This is a genomic window from Micromonospora sp. MH99, from assembly GCF_021442385.1.
Classification (GTDB): Bacteria; Actinomycetota; Actinomycetes; order Mycobacteriales; family Micromonosporaceae; genus Micromonospora.
This window is the reverse complement of the sequence record NZ_MUZA01000028.1, coordinates 1-17,020: the sequence shown is the minus strand read 5'-3', so window position 1 is coordinate 17,020 and position 17,020 is coordinate 1. Positions and strand designations below refer to the sequence as shown.

General features: G+C 70.5%; 16 protein-coding genes and 2 tRNA genes. 8 read left to right on the top strand and 10 right to left on the bottom strand.

The window, feature by feature from the left end; translation table 11 throughout:
• Positions 1-188 precede the first annotated feature (188 nt).
• Genes B0E54_RS16680 through B0E54_RS16670 form a run of 3 tightly spaced genes read left to right on the top strand, consistent with a single transcriptional unit; the run spans position 189 to position 6,012 of the window.
• Positions 189-4,658 carry an HAD-IC family P-type ATPase gene (locus B0E54_RS16680; RefSeq protein WP_234584460.1) on the top strand — a complete coding sequence of 1,490 codons (4,470 nt, stop codon included), beginning with the start codon at positions 189-191 and terminating at the stop codon, positions 4,656-4,658.
• A 49-nt stretch (positions 4,659-4,707) separates the two neighbouring features.
• Positions 4,708-5,544, top strand: coding sequence for an MBL fold metallo-hydrolase (locus tag B0E54_RS16675; protein ID WP_234584459.1), 837 nt, complete (start codon positions 4,708-4,710; stop codon positions 5,542-5,544).
• Between the two features lie 9 nt (positions 5,545-5,553).
• Entirely contained in the window at positions 5,554-6,012 is a 459-nt protein-coding gene (locus B0E54_RS16670) for a hypothetical protein (RefSeq protein ID WP_234584458.1), read from the top strand.
• A gap of 12 nt (positions 6,013-6,024) precedes the next feature.
• On the opposite strand, the gene B0E54_RS16665 is transcribed toward B0E54_RS16670, so the two are convergent.
• Both B0E54_RS16665 and B0E54_RS16660 read right to left on the bottom strand, forming a co-directional pair.
• Entirely contained in the window at positions 6,025-6,333 is a 309-nt protein-coding gene (locus B0E54_RS16665) for a hypothetical protein (protein ID WP_234584457.1), read from the bottom strand.
• Between the two features lie 40 nt (positions 6,334-6,373).
• Complete coding sequence (locus tag B0E54_RS16660; protein ID WP_234584456.1) at positions 6,374-6,700, bottom strand: hypothetical protein; 327 nt, start codon at positions 6,698-6,700, stop codon at positions 6,374-6,376.
• A gap of 105 nt (positions 6,701-6,805) precedes the next feature.
• Between B0E54_RS16660 and B0E54_RS16655 the strand changes: the two genes are divergently transcribed.
• From B0E54_RS16655 to B0E54_RS16645, 3 genes are all read left to right on the top strand, one after another.
• Positions 6,806-7,540, top strand: a complete 735-nt coding sequence (locus B0E54_RS16655) for an LPXTG cell wall anchor domain-containing protein (protein WP_234584455.1) — start codon at positions 6,806-6,808, stop codon at positions 7,538-7,540.
• Positions 7,541-7,721: 181 nt separating this feature from the next.
• Complete coding sequence (locus B0E54_RS16650; RefSeq protein ID WP_234584454.1) at positions 7,722-8,381, top strand: hypothetical protein; 660 nt, start codon at positions 7,722-7,724, stop codon at positions 8,379-8,381.
• Between the two features lie 28 nt (positions 8,382-8,409).
• The gene (locus B0E54_RS16645; RefSeq protein ID WP_234584453.1) at positions 8,410-8,709 is read left to right on the top strand and encodes a tyrosine-type recombinase/integrase; all 300 of its coding nucleotides are present in this window, start codon (positions 8,410-8,412) and stop codon (positions 8,707-8,709) included.
• On the opposite strand, the gene B0E54_RS16640 is transcribed toward B0E54_RS16645, so the two are convergent.
• From B0E54_RS16640 to gyrB, 6 genes are all read right to left on the bottom strand, one after another.
• Positions 8,680-8,755, bottom strand: a tRNA-Ala gene (locus B0E54_RS16640). The genes B0E54_RS16645 and B0E54_RS16640 overlap by 30 nt on opposite strands.
• A 42-nt stretch (positions 8,756-8,797) precedes the next feature.
• Positions 8,798-8,926, bottom strand: coding sequence for a DLW-39 family protein (locus B0E54_RS16635; RefSeq protein ID WP_007453934.1), 129 nt, complete (start codon positions 8,924-8,926; stop codon positions 8,798-8,800).
• Between the two features lie 42 nt (positions 8,927-8,968).
• Positions 8,969-9,042 (bottom strand) — tRNA-Ile (locus tag B0E54_RS16630).
• Positions 9,043-9,194: 152 nt separating this feature from the next.
• Complete coding sequence (locus B0E54_RS16625) at positions 9,195-10,100, bottom strand: DUF3566 domain-containing protein (protein WP_234584452.1); 906 nt, start codon at positions 10,098-10,100, stop codon at positions 9,195-9,197.
• A gap of 4 nt (positions 10,101-10,104) precedes the next feature.
• Entirely contained in the window at positions 10,105-12,627 is a 2,523-nt protein-coding gene (gyrA, locus tag B0E54_RS16620; protein ID WP_234584451.1) for a DNA gyrase subunit A, read from the bottom strand.
• A gap of 130 nt (positions 12,628-12,757) precedes the next feature.
• The gene (gene gyrB, locus B0E54_RS16615; RefSeq protein WP_234584450.1) at positions 12,758-14,701 is read right to left on the bottom strand and encodes a DNA topoisomerase (ATP-hydrolyzing) subunit B; all 1,944 of its coding nucleotides are present in this window, start codon (positions 14,699-14,701) and stop codon (positions 12,758-12,760) included.
• Positions 14,702-15,222: 521 nt separating this feature from the next.
• Between gyrB and B0E54_RS16610 the strand changes: the two genes are divergently transcribed.
• Positions 15,223-15,777 (top strand): hypothetical protein, encoded by a 555-nt coding sequence (locus B0E54_RS16610; RefSeq protein WP_234584449.1) that lies wholly within the window; start codon positions 15,223-15,225, stop codon positions 15,775-15,777.
• Here the strand turns inward: B0E54_RS16610 and B0E54_RS16605 are convergent.
• Complete coding sequence (locus tag B0E54_RS16605) at positions 15,762-16,262, bottom strand: MarR family winged helix-turn-helix transcriptional regulator (protein WP_234584448.1); 501 nt, start codon at positions 16,260-16,262, stop codon at positions 15,762-15,764. The two genes, B0E54_RS16610 and B0E54_RS16605, sit on opposite strands and share 16 nt — an antisense overlap.
• 89 nt (positions 16,263-16,351) lie before the next feature.
• Between B0E54_RS16605 and B0E54_RS16600 the strand changes: the two genes are divergently transcribed.
• Positions 16,352-16,579 (top strand): hypothetical protein, encoded by a 228-nt coding sequence (locus B0E54_RS16600; protein ID WP_234584447.1) that lies wholly within the window; start codon positions 16,352-16,354, stop codon positions 16,577-16,579.
• Between the two features lie 9 nt (positions 16,580-16,588).
• Here B0E54_RS16600 and B0E54_RS16595 read toward each other — a convergent pair.
• Positions 16,589-17,020: DUF721 domain-containing protein (locus tag B0E54_RS16595; protein WP_234584446.1), on the bottom strand; the 432-nt coding region annotated here is incomplete at its 5' end.

The window sequence follows — 17,020 nt, the reverse complement described above, 5'->3', positions numbered from 1 at the left end:
CGGGTTCCACCACCCACCCCGTCCATGCGCGGCCCGGCCCGCAAAGTTCCGGTGCTCGAAGGGGCATAACGGACGGCAGGTCGGGAAGCCAGGCCGCCGGACGCGAGGCGGTGGGAGGACGAGATGACCGACGGCACCAGCAGCGGCAACGGAGAGTCGGGTCGGCGTCCGTCCGGCCGTACGCCTCGATGACGGCGGCGGGTCGCGCCGCCGGCCGCCTCCTGCCGTCCATCGGCGTGCCGCACCTGGTCGGGGAGGCGTCCCGGACCTTCGGGTCGGCGGCGACCCGGCTGGCCCGGACCGTCGGGCTGACCCGGCGGCGGGTCTGGTCCCGCCCCGGCCGGCACCACATCGAGGTGCACGGCGTCTGCCAGGACGGTGGCGACCGGTTGGCCCGGCAGGTGGAGGCCGCGCTGGAACGGTTGCCCGGGGTGGCCTGGGCCCGGGTGAACGCCCCGTCCGGCCGGGTGGTGGTGGCCGTGCAGGCCCCCGAACCAAAACTGCGGGACCTCATCGCCACGATCGGGCAGATCGAGGGAACCTGCGACCACGAACCGGATCCGGAGATCCCGCCCCCGCATCCGCCGGAGGAGGGGCCGCGCACTCCGCGCACCCTGGGCGGCCTCGCCTCGGACGCACTGGGCCTGACCATCTCGGCGGCCACCCGACTCCTGCCGTTCGCGCCGATGCCCGCCGAGATCGCCGGCCTGCTGACGGCCGCGGACCTGCAACCGAAGCTGCACGCGTTCGTGGGCAGGCGACTGCGCTCCGACCCCCGCGCCGACATCATCTTTCCGCTGGCCGAGGCGGTGGCGCAGGGCCTGACCGGCCGTTGGACGGGGATCGTTCTCGACGGTGCCCAACGGTTGGTGCAGTGGGGTGAGGCACGGGCCCAACTCGCCGCGTGGGAGAAGGCCGAGCCGCAGCTGACCGGCGACCCCGAGCGCGCCATCGCTCGGTGGCCGGCGGCCGAACGTCCCCGCCCGAAACCGGACGGCCCGGCCGAGCGCTACATCAACCGGATGTTGGCCGCTGGCGTGGCTGCCGGCGTGGCGGCGACACCGCTCGCCGGGCGCAAGAGAGCCACCGCGCTCGGCCTGTCCGCGCTGCCCAAGGCCCCGGGCAGCGGCCGGGAGGGGTACGCGGCACAGCTCGGCCGGGTCCTCGCCCGGCGCGGGGTGATCGCGATGGACCGAAGCGTGCTGCGGGAACTGGACCGGATCGACACGCTGGTGCTGGACGCCGCGGTGCTCGGCTCGGAGCGGGGCGTACTCGCCGACCTCGCCCCGGCGGCCGACGCGGACGTCGACGAGGTGGCGGAGCGGGCGTTCGCGCTGTTCGATCCGAGCGACCCGACAGGTGCACAGGAGCGGGACGGCTGGCGGCTGGCACCCCTGGACCAACTCCAGGCGGGCGGTCCCGGCGACGTGCCGGACGGCGAGCGGCTGCGCACGGCCGGCGGGCAACTGCTGGGGCTCACCCACTCCGGTCGGTTCACGGCGCTGCTGCGGGTCGAACCCGAACCCGCGCCGGGTGTCGACGGCCTGCCGGCCGCTGCCCGCCACGCCGGCCTGAGGCTGATCGTGGCCGGCGGCGACGAGCAGCGGTACGGCTTCGCCGACGCGCTGCTGCCCGGCGGGGATCGGCTGGCCGACTCCGTACGCGCGTTGCAGCGCGACGGGGCGGTCGTGATGCTGGTGTCCGGGGACCGGGCGGCGCTCGGCGCGTCCGACTGCGGGCTGGGGATGTCCGCTCCGGACGACCTACCGCCGTGGGGGGCGCACCTGCTGGTCGGCAGCGACCTGCGGGTGGTGTCCCTGATGATCGAGGCGACCGGGGCGGCCCGGCGGATGACGCAGCAGAACATCCGGCTCTCCATGGCGGGCACCGGACTCGGGGCACTGGGGGCGTTCACCGCCCCACCTGCCGATCTTCCCTTCCGTACGCTTGTCGCGGTCAACGGCGCTGCCGGGTTGGCCTTCGCGAACGGGGTCTGGCGGGCCCACCGGCTGCCCGACCGGTCGGACACGCCGGCGCCGGTGGCGACCGCCTGGCACCTGATGCCGGTCCGGACCGTGCTCGACCGCCTGGGCGCCACGCCGGATGGGCTGACCAGCGCGGAGGCGCAGCGCCGACACGACGGCCAGGGGGCTGGCGGCGGCAACTCACCCGCCGGCGGTGGCCTGCTGCGGGCGTTCCTGGACGAGCTGTCCAATCCGCTCACCCCCGTCCTGGCCGCCGGGGCGGTGCTCTCCGCGTCGTTCGGCTCGCTCGTCGACGCCGCGCTGGTGGGCAGCGTCGTCGGCGGGTCGGCCCTGATCGGGGCGGTGCACGAACGCAACACCGAACGATCGCTGGCGGAGCTGCTGTCCCGTTCGGCGGTGACGGCGCGGGTCCGCCGGGACGGCGCCGAGCGGGTCGTCGCAGCCGAGGATCTCGTCCTCGGAGACGTCATCAGCCTCGAACCGGGAGACGCGGTGCCGGCCGACTGCCGGGTGCTCGAATCGGTGGGGTTGGAGGCGGACGAGTCGTCGTTGACGGGCGAGTCGTTGCCGGTCGCCAAGAGCAGCCGGGCGGTCGTCGCCGCGGCCATCGCCGACCGGCACTCGATGCTGTACGACGGCACCACCGTCGCCGCCGGCCACGGAACCGCCGTGGTGGTGGCGACAGGCGTGGACACCGAGTCCGGACGCAGCCTGGCGCTGATCCGGCAGGCGCCCCCGACCAGCGGGGTGGAGGCCAGGCTCGGCTCGTTGACCAGCAGCGCCATTCCGTTGGCGGCGGGTTCGGCGATCGCCGTGGCCGGTGCGGGGCTGCTCCGGGGCGTACCACTCGCCGAAACGGCGGCGACCGCCGCGAACCTCGCCGTCGCGTCGGTGCCGGAGGGCCTGCCGTTCCTGGTCAGTGCCGCGCAGCTGGCCGCCGCCCGGCGGCTGGCCGAGCACGGCGCGTTGGTCCGCAACCCACGCACGATCGAGGCGTTGGGTCGGGTGGACGTGCTCTGCTTCGACAAGACCGGCACCCTCACCGAGGGCAAGTTGCTGCTCGCCGGGGTCGGCGACGGCGTCGGCGACCGGTACGCCCCGGTGGACCGGCTCGACGACCGGCTCCGACTGACCCTCGCCACGGCGCTGCGGGCCACGCCCGCCGCGGCCAATCCGGAGGACCTGGCGTTGCAGACCGACCGGGCGGTCCGGCGGGGCGCCGCCACGGCGCACGTGGTGGAGCAGACCGGAGCCGCCGGCTGGCGGGCTGCCGGCGGGCTGCCGTTCGAACCGTCGCGCGGCTACCACGCGAGCATCGGTGAGACCGGGGGTCGCCTGCTGCTGAGCGTCAAGGGCGCCCCGGAGACGGTCTTGCCACGCTGCGCGACGCGGCGTGTCGACGGCCGGCAGGAGCCTCTGGACGACGCCGGTCGCGCGGAACTGCACCGCCTGCTGGCCGACCGGGCCGGGGCGGGGCACCGGATCCTCGCCGTCGCGGAGCGCCAGGTGGACGCCGCGCACATCACCGACTCCGACGTCCGGGGTCTGACCTTCGTGGGATTCCTGGCCCTCGCGGACGGGGTCCGGGAGAGCGCGGCCCCCGCGGTACGCCGGATCCGGCAGGCCGGGGTCCACACCATCATGATCACCGGTGACCACCCGGCCACCGCCGAGGCGATCGCCGCCACCATCAGCGAACACGACGAGCAGCGGGTGGTCACCGCCACCGAACTCGACAAGTTGGACGACGACGCGCTCGCCGAGCGGCTGGCCAACACCGACGTCGTGGCCCGCTGCACCCCGGCGCACAAGGTGCGCATCATCCAGGCGTTGCAGAAGTGCGGGCGGACCGTGGCGATGACCGGTGACGGCGCCAACGACGCCCCGGCGATCCGGTTGGCCGACGTCGGCATCGCCCTCGGCCAACGTGGCACGCCGGCGGCGCGCGCCGCCGCCGACCTGGTGGTCACCGACGACCGGTTGGAGACCATCATCGCCACCCTGGTCGAGGGTCGCGCGATGTGGTCGTCGGTCCGCCACGCGCTGAGCATCCTCGTCGGCGGCAACCTCGGCGAGATCGCGTTCAGCGTGCTCAGCGCCGCCGTTACCGGCCGTTCCGCCCTCACCGGCCGGCAACTGCTGCTGGTCAACCTGCTCACCGACCTGGCGCCGGCGCTGGCCATCGCGGTCCGCCCACCCGCCTCGGACCGCACCGACGCCCTGCTCCGGGAGGGCCCGGACGCGTCGCTCGGTGCGTCCCTCAGCCGGGAGATCGGGCTCCGCGCGGCGTCCACCACGCTGGGCGCGACGGTCGGCTGGACGTTGGCCCGGTACACGGGCCGCCAGCGCCGGGCCGGAACTGTCGCCCTCGTCTCGCTCGTCGGCACCCAGCTCGGCCAGACCATCCTGGCCGGCGGCACCAGCCCCGCCGTGCTGGCGTCCACGGCGGCGTCGCTGGGAGTGCTGGTCGTGGTGGTGCAGACGCCGGGGGTGAGCCAGTTCTTCGGCTGCACGCCGCTGGGCCCGGTCGGCTGGACCATCGGCGCCGGATCGGCGCTCGGTGCCACCTTCGCCAACGGCGCGCTCACCAGACTGGTGGAGCACCTTCCGTCGGCACGACCCGACCTCGCGCAGCCCGCCTCCGGGGCCGAGGAGACGGCCACGGACGGCTGACGCTTGAGCGCGGCCGGCTGGGGTACCGGAGCCGGGGGAGGTGGGCATGATGGCCGAGCATCCACAGGTGACGTTCATCGGCACCGCGACGACTGTGCTGCGGATCGGCGGGTTCACCCTGCTGACCGATCCGAACTTCCTGCACCGCGGCCAGCGGGCGTACCTCGGAAAGGGTCTGTGGTCGCGCCGACGCACGGACCCGGCGCTGCGGATCGCCCAGCTTCCCCACCTGGACGCCGTGGTCCTGTCCCACCTGCACGGCGACCACTTCGACCGGGTGGCCCGCCGGGAGCTGGACCGGGAGCTGCCCATCGTCACCACGCCCGCCGCCGAACGCAAGCTGCGCCGCTGGGGCTTCCACGCCGCCGAGGGCCTGCCGACCTGGTCGTCACGAGAGCTGCACCGCGACGGTACGACAGTGCGGCTGACCTCGATGCCCGGCAAGCACGGCCCCGGCGCGCTGGACCGGCTGCTGCCCGACGTGATGGGCACGATGATCGACGTGGAACGCGACGGGCGGCGCGGGTTCCGGCTGTACGTCACCGGCGACACGCTCAACCGTCCGCTGCTCACCGACATCCCCGAGCGCTATCCGGACATCGACGCGATGCTGATCCACCTCGGTGGCACGAAGGTCGCCGGAATCCTGCTCACCATGGACGCCCGCCAGGGCGCCGACCTGGTGGAGCTGATTCGCCCGAAGCTGACGGTGCCGATCCACTACGACGACTACCGGGTCTTCCGCTCCCCGCTGGCGCACTTCGTCGACGAGGCCCGCCGCCGGGGCTGGGTCAAGCAGGTACGCACCATCGCGCGCGGCGAGACCGCGTCGCTCGCCCCGACTCCCGTCGAAGGTCGTTCCGACGAGATTGATCTCGCTGACTAGCCTGACGCCATGCCGTCGTTCCTGGCCAACGGAACCCGCCCGAAGGCCTGGCCCAGTTTGCCGCTCGCGCTGCTGCTGCCGTGCAGCTTGCTGATTCTGCTCGGTGTCACGGACGACCGCGAGCCGCCCCCACCGGTCGGCGTGCTGCTGCCGGCGACGGTGATCGCGGTGGAACCGGCCCCGACCGCTGACGGCCCCTACGTGCTGGTACGCGTCAACCCGGTCGACGGTCCCATCACCTGCGGCATCTACGGGCGGTCGTTCCCGGACCGACGGCTGCCGCCGCTGGACGAGCGACTGACCGTCGACTACACGCCGGCCAGGTGCATGCCGAAGCCGGTCAACACCGAGATGCCCCGAGGCGTGATCGTCGCCATGGGGGCCATCGGGTTGACGGTGTCGCTCCTCTGGCTCTGGGCTGGTCCGCGCTTCCAGCGGCTGTCCAGCCGGCGGCGCTCCCGCTCCTGACTGATGCGACAGTCACCGCTCTTCGGCACGGAACGGGTCCCGGGCCGGCCCCTGCTCGGCCCAACACAGACCGCCACGAAACTCCACCCCCGGTATGCCGTCACCGAGTCGGCTGATGTCCACCACGCCCGCCAACGAGGTGACGAGGTCCGACCGCAGTTCCTCGGCCGCCGACTCGACGTCGCCCTCCTCCTGGGACCAGTCGATGTCGGCCGCCCGCAAGTCGGCGACGGCACGACCGGTAACCGCTGTCGGGTCGGTGACGAGCACCTCGACCCGGCAGTAGATGTGCATGGTGACGGGGGCTGACTGCTCATCCATTGAGGGATCATGACAAGGGGATGTGCGTTCCGACATGTCATTACCGGAGCGGCCCGGGGAGCGGCACCTCTCCTCGTATCGCCTTCTCGGCCAGCTCGACGCGCTCGGGATGGAGTTTGTGGTCGCCCAAGGGATGGCCAGGCGCGTTGATACAGCGTTGGCCCGACAGGGCGCTGCACACCGGACAGGAGAGAAAGAACCCGCACTGCGGAACGAGTTCGACACCCTGGGCCAGCGCGGCCCTGCCGATCTTGATCAGCGCTTCGAACAGTTCGTAATCCTGGTGCCGTGTTGCGGAAGCGGCCACCTCCCGCATCCCTTCCCAGAACTTCTCGGCCGAATCTGGTTGGTTCACGTCAATCAACACGGTCGCGGATCCCCGCCTCCGATCCAGGTAAACGCGGGGCCATGCGCTGCACCCGTCCGCGGTAACATCCCAAAGCTTTGATCTACAACGGGGAGGACAATCCACATGCGATGGAAGATTGCGGCGGGCGCCGCGATAGCGCTGGCCTTCATGGTTCCGGCGGCACCGGCGATGGCACAGACGGGCTCACCCGGGCTGAACGAGACCTGCCAGACGGTCGAGCGCAAGACCTACCAGGACATCCGTGAGCTCTTCACCTTCGACCTGGACACCGCCAATGTGAGCCAGTTGCGGCTGTTGACCGCCCGGATCCTGCACGCGGCAACCGAGGAGTCCCTGCCCACCCTGCCTGGCATCATTCAGGAGAAGCTGGGTGCCAGCTCAGATGACCTGCGCGCCTTCCTCAAGAAGGACGTGCAGACCGTCTGGTCGATTGACCTGCGGATCTCGGTCGGCCGGACGATGACCGGCGCTGGTCCCAAGGTGAAGGAGGCCGCGCAGACGACGCTCGACGACGGATCCGTCGACGCCTTCCTGGCCTACCTGAACGAGGGCGTGTACGCCGCACGTGCGCTCGACTGCGCGTCCCAGCCCACCCCGACGCCGACAGTGACGGCGACGGCGACGGCGCAGCCCACCGCGACGCCGAGCGCGACGTCGACCGTCGCGCCGACCGCGGCCACCTCCACCAGCCCGGTCGCTGGCGGCGGTGAGGGCGGTGGACTGCCCCTGACCGGCGCCGACACCGCGACCATCGCCGGCATCGGCGGTGCGCTCCTGCTCGTCGGCGGTGTGGGCTTCGTGGCCGCACGCCGGCGCCGCGCCCGCTTCGTGGCGTAGCTCGAACTGACGCGCCCGGTCCGACACCTCGTCGAGCCGGGCGCGTTGCGTTGAAGGGCGTTACCGCCCCGGCCGCATCCATCGGACGCTTTTCTCGTCTGCTACCCGCGCCGGTCCGTCCAGCGCCGTTGCTGTCGTCCGTTGATCCTCTTGACCGGACACGCTGAGTAGGGTCGGCCCGGTGAATCTGAATCTCTACAACGATGTGCCCGAGGGCCTGACGCTACGGGCCCGGTCCTTCATCCGCGCGAACGGCGTCAAGGTCGACTGCCTGCAAATCGAGCAGTGCCGGGAGCGATGGGTTGCGCTGGGGATTCCTTCGACAGAGGTCGACCGGGTGGCGGTGTATCAAGAGCGCTGGGGTGGTCTGGTCTTGCCTCCAGCCCCGCAGTACGACGGCGGCCCCAGGTACCTCGGTGCCCATACGCCGGAAGGGTCGACAACTGAGGGATGGCGGTTTGAAGCTGGCACACAGCGGACAGCCGTTCCGTATGCCTTCATGATCGGACCTGCCGGAGAGTTCGGGATTCACGCAGGGAATTGGGTTCCTCTACATGCCTCGATCGAAGGTTGGGTGGAGTCTCTTGCATTGGCTGACCATGCAGCCAGCTGGGCGAAGCAAATCACGAAGGTCAACGGCGATGAGGTGGATGACATCGCGTTGGAGGACCACGAGCCGGTGCGAGAGGTCATGGGGCTGGCGGACACCTGGTGGCGGGGCACTGACTCGCTGGTGGCGATCTACACAGGGGAAGCACAGTGCCTTTCCTTCCCTGCGGGTCGCACCGCACGGATCTACTCAGGGCTTGATGAGTGGGGCCTACGCGGCGGCGTTGCTTGAGGGCGACAGCTAAGGATTCGGTGGCGACTTGAGCCTCGGCTGCACCAGTTGCGACTGGCTGCACCTGCACGACCTGCGGCACGCCTTCGCCACGTTCCTGCGCGACCAGGGCGAGGAGCTGCGGACGGTGATGGAGCTGCTCGGGCACTCCGCGATTCGGATGACGGCCGACAGCTACGGCCACGTTCTGCCGGCGCGGGCTCGTCAGGCTGCTCGGCCATCGACCGGCTGCTGGGCGAGGAGGGGACGGCGTGACCGCCTGGCTGCACTCGGACCCGAGATCAACCAAGGAAAGTGCTGGTGGAGCCCAGGGGACTCGAACCCCTAACCCCTGCCTTGCAAAGGCAGTGCTCTGCCAGTTGAGCTAGGGCCCCGTGAGCGGCGGCGGCGATGCGTCGCTCACCGCCGGTCGGACGTCAGCGCAGGTCAGGTGCGGTGGTCGCCTCGTGCCACAGGGCACGCTCGTCGTTGGCGGCCTTGACCTTGTTGAAGACGACGGCAGCCACGCCGACGACGCCGGCCAGGATCAGCAGCTTCTTGAACATGGGGCGACCCCTCGCGCTCGACTAGCGTCGGACGATGTGCGGTGGGGCTAGATGGAATCGAACCATCGACCTCAGAGTTATCAGCTCTGCGCTCTAACCGACTGAGCTATAGCCCCGCGTTGCGACGAGCAAGATTAACCCATCCGCTCTGCCGGCCCCAAATCGGGGTCCGAACCTGCGAGCCGGGCCGTCGCCGCCTGCAAAAACTACCCGAGTACGGGGCGCCGGAGCGACCGCATTTCGCGGTGCCCCGACGCCCCGGTCACACTCAGTCCCGCTCGGCGAGCGTCAACTCGATCCCGCCGACCAGGTCGGCGCAGACGTTGTAGACGAACGCTCCCAGCGTGGCCAGCGCGGTGAACAGCACCACGTTGACCAGGCCGATCAGCGCCGAGCTGAGGATCACGCCCTTGGCGGTGATCTGGAACCCGCTGGTGCTCTGCCCACCGCCCGCGTTGACCAGGTCGCTGAGGCTGTCGTTGACGCTCTGGAACACGCCCATCGCGTCCAGCGCCAGGTAGAGCACCGACGTGGCGACCACCACGACGATGAACAGCACCACCGAGACGGCGAACGCGAACTTCATCACGGACCAGGGGTCGATCCGCTTGAGGTTCAGCCGGGCCCGACGCGGACCGCGGGACGCAGCCGAACTGACCGAGGTACGCGCGGCGCGTACCGCCTCACCGACGCGAGCGGCACCGACGGCCGATGCGTTGCCGATCCCCGGCGGCAGGCCACCACCGCTCGCGGGGCGACCGCCAGCGGCCGTACGCCCCGAGTCCGGCTGGGTCATGCCTGGCGTGATCCGCGGCTGGGTGCCGGTGGCCCCGGTCGACGTCGCCTGACCGGGCCGCGTGTTGGTCGGCTGGGTGGTCGTCGGACGACCCGGGGTCGGTGCGGCCGCCGCAGGGGCCACCCCGGCGGACGTCGGTGCCTCGACAGGCGACGTCTCGGCCTTGGCGTCGCCCGATCCCCCGTCCTCGCCGGTCTGCTCCGGCGGAGGTGTCATGCCGGGAGCCCGGGTGAATTTCGGGGCAGGCGCGTCGGCGGGAACCGTGGCCCGGCCCACGGCCGCGCGGCCGGTCGCTGGTGTGCCGCCCTTGGCGGCCTCCTCGTCGACCGGGTTGGCCGAGGTCCCCGTGTTCCCCGACTTCGCCTGTGTCTCCGTCATTCAACTAGTCCTGTTCGTCAGGCTCGTCGGCATTGCGAGCAATCGCCACGATAGTCACGCCGTCCGGGAGGTCCATCAGCTTGACCCCCATTGTGTTCCGGTCACGCGTACGGCGTACAGGCTTCACCGGAGTCCGGATGACACCACCGTTGCTGGTGATCGCGAACAACTCGTCGTCTGGGTCGATCACCACGGCACCGACCAGACCACCGCGCCGTTCGGTGATCTTCGCAGTCAGCACGCCCTTACCTCCCCGGCCCTGCACCGGGTATTCCTCGATCGGGGTACGTTTCGCGTATCCCCCGTTCGTGGCCACCAGGACGTCCAAGCCGTCCCGAACGACCTCCATGGCGAGCAGGACGTCGTCGTCCGTGAAGCGCATGCCGATCACGCCCGAGGTGGCCCGGCCCATCGGCCGCAACGCCTCGTCGGAGGCGTTGAACCGGATCGCCTGCGCCTTCTTGGAGACCAGCAGCAGGTCGTTCTCCGGCGCCACCAGCGCAGCACCGACCAGCTCGTCCTCATCGCGCAGGTTGATCGCGATGATTCCGCCGGAACGGTTGGAGTCGAACTCCTCGAGCCGCGTCTTCTTCACCAGGCCGTTCTTCGTGGCCAGTACCAGATAGGGGGCTACCTGGTAGTTCGGGATTTCGATGATCTGCGCGATCTGCTCGTCGGGTAGGAAGGCGAGCAGATTGGCCACGTGTTGGCCCTTGGCTACCCTACTGGCCTCCGGCAACTCGTATGCCTTGGCCCGGTACACCCGGCCCTTGTTCGTGAAGAACAGGATCCAGTCGTGCGTGGAGCATACGAAGAAGTGGCTGACGATGTCGTCCTGCCGCAGCGTGGCGCCACTGACGCCCTTGCCGCCGCGCCGCTGCGAGCGGTACAGATCGACCTTGGTCCGCTTGGCGTACCCCGTCCGGGTGATCGTGACGACCACGTCCTCCCGGGCGATGAGGTCCTCCATCGAGACCTCGCCGTCGAACGGGATGATCTGCGTACGCCGCTCGTCGCCCCACTTGGCGACGATCTCGCCCAGCTCCTCCGAGACGATCCGGCGCTGCCGCTCCGGCTTGGCCAGGATGTCCTTGAGGTCGGCGATCTCGATCTCGAGCTTGGTCAGGTCGTCGACGATCCGCTGCCGCTCCAGGGCGGCCAGGCGGCGCAGCTGCATGTCCAGGATCGCGGTCGCCTGGATCTCGTCGATCTCCAGTAGCCGGATCAGGCCCTGCCGGGCGTCGTCCACCGTCGGCGACCGCCGGATCAGCGCGATCACCTCGTCCAGGGCGTCCAGCGCCTTGGCCAGACCGCGCAGGATGTGCGCCCGCTCCTCGGCCTTGCGCAGCCGGAACGCCGTCCGCCGGCGGATCACGTCGATCTGGTGCTCGACGTAGTAGCGGATGAACTGGGCCAGGTTGAGCGTGCGCGGCACACCGTCGACGAGCGCCAGCATGTTGGCGCCGAAGGTCTCCTGGAGCTGGGTGTGCTTGTAGAGGTTGTTCAGCACCACCTTGGCGACCGCGTCGCGCTTGAGCACCAGCACGATCCGCATGCCCGTACGCCCGGAGGACTCGTCGCGGATGTCGGCGATGCCGGCGAGCTTGCCCTCCTTGATCAGCTCGGCGATCCGCTCGGCCAGGTTGTCCGGGTTGACCTGGTAGGGCAGCTCGCTGACGACCAGGCAGGGCCGGCCCCGCTTGTCCTCCTCGACCTCCACCACGGCGCGCATCCGGATCGAGCCACGACCCGTGCGGTACGCGTCCTGGATGGCGGTCGTGCCGACGATCAGGCCGTGGGTCGGGAAGTCCGGGCCCTTGACGATGCCGAGCAGGGCTTCGAGGGTGGTCTCCTCGTCCTCCTCGGGGTGCTCCAGGCACCACTGCACCGCCGCGCCGATCTCCCGCAGATTGTGCGGGGGGATCTTGGTGGCCATGCCGACCGCGATGCCCTCGGAGCCGTTCACCAGGAGGTTGGGGATCCGCGACGGCAGGATCGTGGGCTCCTTGGCCCGGCCGTCGTAGTTGTCCTGCAGGTCGACGGTGTCCTCGTCGATGTCCCGCAGCATCTCCATGGCGAGGGGGTCGAGCTTGCACTCCGTGTACCGCATGGCGGCGGCCGGGTCGTTACCCGGCGAGCCGAAGTTGCCGTTGCCGTCGACCAGCGGGTAGCGCAGCGACCAGGGCTGCGCCATCCGGACCAGCGCGTCGTAGATCGCCGAGTCGCCGTGCGGGTGGAACTGACCCATCACGTCGCCGACGACCCGGGAGCACTTCACGTAGCCGCGGTCCGGCCGGTAGCCGGAGTCGAACATGGCGTAGAGGATCTTGCGGTGGACCGGCTTGAGCCCGTCCCGGACGTCCGGCAGCGCACGCCCGACGATCACGCTCATCGCGTAGTCGAGGTAGGAGCGCTGCATCTCCACCTCGAGCCCGACCGGCTCGATCCGGTCGTGCGCGACCACGGCGGCGAGTGCCTCGGCGGGAACCTCGGGCTCGTTCGGTGTGGACTCGGGGGAATCGGTCACTGTATACCCTTATCAGACTCAGAGTCGTTTTCGTGCTGTGGATAACGGCTGTGGATACCGACCAACCTGTGGATAACTCTGTGGACCGGCGAGCCGGTCGGGTGGTGCCCGACCGGCCCGCCGAGGCCCGTCAGATATCCAGGAACCGCACGTCCTTGGCGTTGCGCTGGATGAACGACCGGCGCGCTTCGACGTCCTCACCCATCAGGACGCTGAACAACTCGTCCGCGGTTGCGGCGTCGTCGAGCGTGACCTGACGCAGGGTACGCGTCGCCGGGTTCATCGTGGTTTCCCACAGCTCGGGATAGTTCATCTCGCCGAGGCCCTTGAAGCGCTGGATGTCGTCCGGCTTGGCGTTCGGCTTCTTCTGCTGGCGCAGCGCGATGAGCCCGTCCCGCTCGCGGTCGGAGTACGCGTACTGCGCGTCGTCGCCCCGCTTGTTCCACTTGATCTTGTAGAGCGGCGGGGCGGCCAGGTAGACGTGCCCCATCTCGACCAGCGGCCGCATGAAGCGGAACAGCAGGGTGAGCAGCAGCGTCTGGATGTGCTGGCCGTCGACGTCCGCGTCGGCCATCAGCACCACCTTGTGGTAGCGCAGCTTCTCCATGTCGAAGTCGTCGTGGATGCCGGTGCCCAGCGCGGTGATCAGCGCCTGGACCTCGTTGTTCTTCAGCACCCGGTCGATCCGGGCCTTCTCCACGTTGAGGATCTTGCCGCGGATCGGCAGGATCGCCTGGGTCCGCGGGTCGCGGCCCTGCTTGGCCGAACCACCGGCCGAGTCGCCCTCGACGATGAAGACCTCGGACTCGCGCGGGTCGGTGGACTGGCAGTCGGCCAGCTTGCCCGGCATCGAGCCGGACTCCAGCAGCGACTTGCGCCGGGCCAGCTTGCGCGCCTGCTGCGCGGCGATCCGGGCACGGGCCGCCTGGGACGCCTTCGTAATGATCATCTTGGCTTCGGCCGGGTTGCGGTCGAACCAGTCGACGAGCCGGTCGTTGCAGACCCGCTGCACGAAGCTCTTCACCGGGGTGTTGCCCAGCTTGGTCTTGGTCTGACCCTCGAACTGCGGGTTGGCCAGCTTGACCGAGATGATCGCCGCGAGCCCTTCCCGGATGTCCTCGCCGGAGAGCTTCTCGTCGCCCTTGAGCAGCTTCTTGTCGGTGCCGTACCGGTTGACCACGCTGGTCAGCGCGGACCGGAAGCCCTCCTCGTGGGTGCCGCCCTCGTGGGTGTTGATCGTGTTGGCGAAGGTGTAGACCGACTCGCCGTACGACTCGTTCCACTGCATGGCGATCTCGAGGGACATGCCCTCCTCTTCGGCCTCGAACTCGACCACTGTCTTGTGGATCGGGCTCTTCGAGGCGTTGAGGTGCCGGACGAAGTCCGCGATGCCGCCCTCGTAGTAGAAGGTGACCTCGCGCTGCCGGCCGTCCTCCTCGGCCACCCGCTCGTCGAGAAGGTGAATGCGCAGGGCGCGGTTGAGGAAGGCCATCTCCTGCAGGCGCCGGTAGATGGTCTGGAAGTCGAAGTCGACGGTCTCGAACACGTCGGGGTCGGGCCAGAAGGAGACCGCCGAGCCGGTGCGGTCGGTGGCCTCGCCCTTCTCCAGCGGGCTCGGCTTGGAGTTGGTGTAGTGCTGCCGCCACACGGAGCCGGACTTGTGGATCTCGACGAACATCTTGGTGGAGAGCGCGTTCACCACCGAGACACCGACGCCGTGCAGACCGCCGGAGACCGCGTACGCCTTGCCGTCGAACTTGCCACCCGCGTGCAGGATGGTCAACGCGACCTCGACACCCGGCTTCTTGAGCTTCGGGTGGAGGTCGACGGGGAAGCCTCGGCCGTTGTCGGTGACCCGGACGCCGCCGTCGGCGAGCAGCACCACGTCGATGGTGTCGCAGTATCCGGCCAGCGCCTCGTCGACCGCGTTGTCGACGACCTCCCAGACGAGGTGGTGCAGACCGCGTTCGCCGGTGGACCCGATGTACATACCGGGCCGCTTGCGGACCGCCTCCAGCCCCTCGAGAACGGTGATCGACTCTGCGCCGTACTCCTGCTTGTCCTGCGCTGCCACCCTCGGCCACTTTCTCGCGTCGTCGGCGCCGGGAGGGCGCGTCGGGCGCGGGTTCGGCGGACAGGACGCGACGTCGGCGCGCGGACCGGCGCCGGAGACCTCCGGACAGCGGGTCGAACGCGCCGGTCGCCGCGGTTGCCCGCGGATCGCGATCGGCTCGACCCGGAGTGGAGAATGAACCTGGGCCACCGGCCCCGTCCCTCGCCCCGCACCGGGTCTTCGTCTCGCTGTCAATCCTACTGTGCGCGGAGGACAGAACCACCACTCGGCACCCTCAACGAGGCGGCTGAGATGTCCGTAGCCGGCAGAACCCCGTTACCCGCGACTCCCCCCACACGCCAGGCTCCGTTCGGACGCGCCGCCCCCGAACGGGTTGACCCGCGCTCGGGCGGGTCGGGGGTCGCGGCCCGATCGTCCGTGCCGTACGTTTGCGGCGCCCCGGAAGCGGCCTTGATCTTTACCGGCCGGAACCGGGACGATCGACCCGATCGACCCGACACGTGCTCATTAAGAGGTGACAGATGGGGCTGGACAACGTCGCGGTGCACTGGCCGCGGACCGGCCGCTTCTACGATCCGGTGGCGCCGGCCGAGTTCGTCGACTTCGGCGAGATCGTCGACCTGCCGCGGATCTCCGCGCCGACGGCGGCGCTGGCCGAGCTGATCGCGAAGACCGGCACCGTCCGGGCGACCGCGTACACCGAGCTGGTGGATCTCCTGCTCGGCCTCGAAGGTGTGTTGTACGCCACAGACGCCGCCGCCGAGGACGAGGATCCGGTGATCGACCCGGACGGCTGCGCCTGGATCGCCGGCGGCATCGAGCGGTTCGTGGCCGGCCACCGGGAGTACGGCGAGACGGTCACCTTCGACTCGGTGAGTACGGTCCTGCGGGCGCTGCTCGGCGACGGCCGGTTGGCCGAGCAGCAGCTGCGCTGGCTGGAGACCCGACTCGACGCTCTGCGCGACGAGCGCGGTGATCCGCCGCAGTGGAACTTCACCTGCGCGGAGCTGGGCGTGCTGGCGGCGTTCTACCGCCGCTGCGCCGAGCGCGGCTTCGCCGTCTACGCCGACGCCTGAGCGGCCGTCCCGCTCGGCGGGGCGGCAGGGTCGCCGGCGGGCCGGTTCGCCGCCGCGATCACCTGTGTGAGCACCGCGTGCAGATGCCGCAGGTCCTCGACGGGCAGCCCGAGGCGTTGCACGATCGCGGCCGGGATCCGTTCGGCCTGGGCGCGCAGCGCCGAGCCGCTGGCGGTGAGGGTGACGGCGAGGCTGCGCTCGTCGGCGGCGTCGCGCTCCCGGCGCAGGTAACCGGCTGCTTCGAGCCGCTTGAGCAGGGGTGACAGGGTGCCCGGGTCGAGCTGCAGCAGGCGGCTGAGGTCGCGGCCGGACAGCGGTGCGTGCTGCCACAGCGCCAGCATCACCAGGTACTGCGGGTGGGTCAGCCCCATCGGTTCCAGCAGCGGCCGGTAGACGGCCACCACGCTGCGTGCGGCGACCGACAGGGCGAAGCAGACCTGTTGTTCCAGCGCCAACGGGTCGACGCCCTCCGGCTGTCCGCTCATCGGTTGCTCGCTGACTGCATGCTGATTATTCTAGCGATCGTTGGTGTACCAATCATTGGTGTGGCAACTGACGGCGTGGAAGGACTGCGATGAGCGAGAACGGCGCGGCGAACAGGACCCCGGGCGAGGGTGGTCGCCTGATGCGGTGGACGTTCCGGAACCTCGCCGGCCCGGCCGACGGGGTCGCGGGCGCCGTGCAGGGTGGCTCGGCCGAGGCCCGCGAGGCGTGGAAACGCGACCTGGCCGAGCGCAAGCGCTACACCCAGGAGCAGCGCGAACGTAAGCGGGCGGCCCGCGAAGCCGACCGGCGGCGCTGAGCGGGCCGCTCAGCCGTACGTGTCGCGCGGCCCCCGACCGCGCACCCGGCGCGGCCCCTTCTGCCAGGACGGCGCGGCCGGGCCGTGGATGTGCAGCTTGCGCACCACGTTGTGACCGACCTCCTGGGCGATCTGCTTGAGCAGCGAGCCGGCGAGCAGCCGCAGCTGGGTCGCCCAGGCCGTCGAGCGCGCCTCCACTGTCAGTTCGCCGTTCTCCAGCTTGACCGGTCGGCTGTGCTGGGCGACCTCGGCACCGACCACCCGCTCCCAGGCGCCGAACACGGTGGCCTCGGCCGCGGGCTGCTGCCAGCCGCGTGCTTTGACCAGCCGATTCAGCACCGCACTGAGGGGTTGCGGGTCGCGCGGGTCCGGGCCGGGGCCGGAGTAGCCACGCAGCCGCCGCCCCGAGCCGCCGGCACCGTCGGCGCCCGCGCCGCCGGG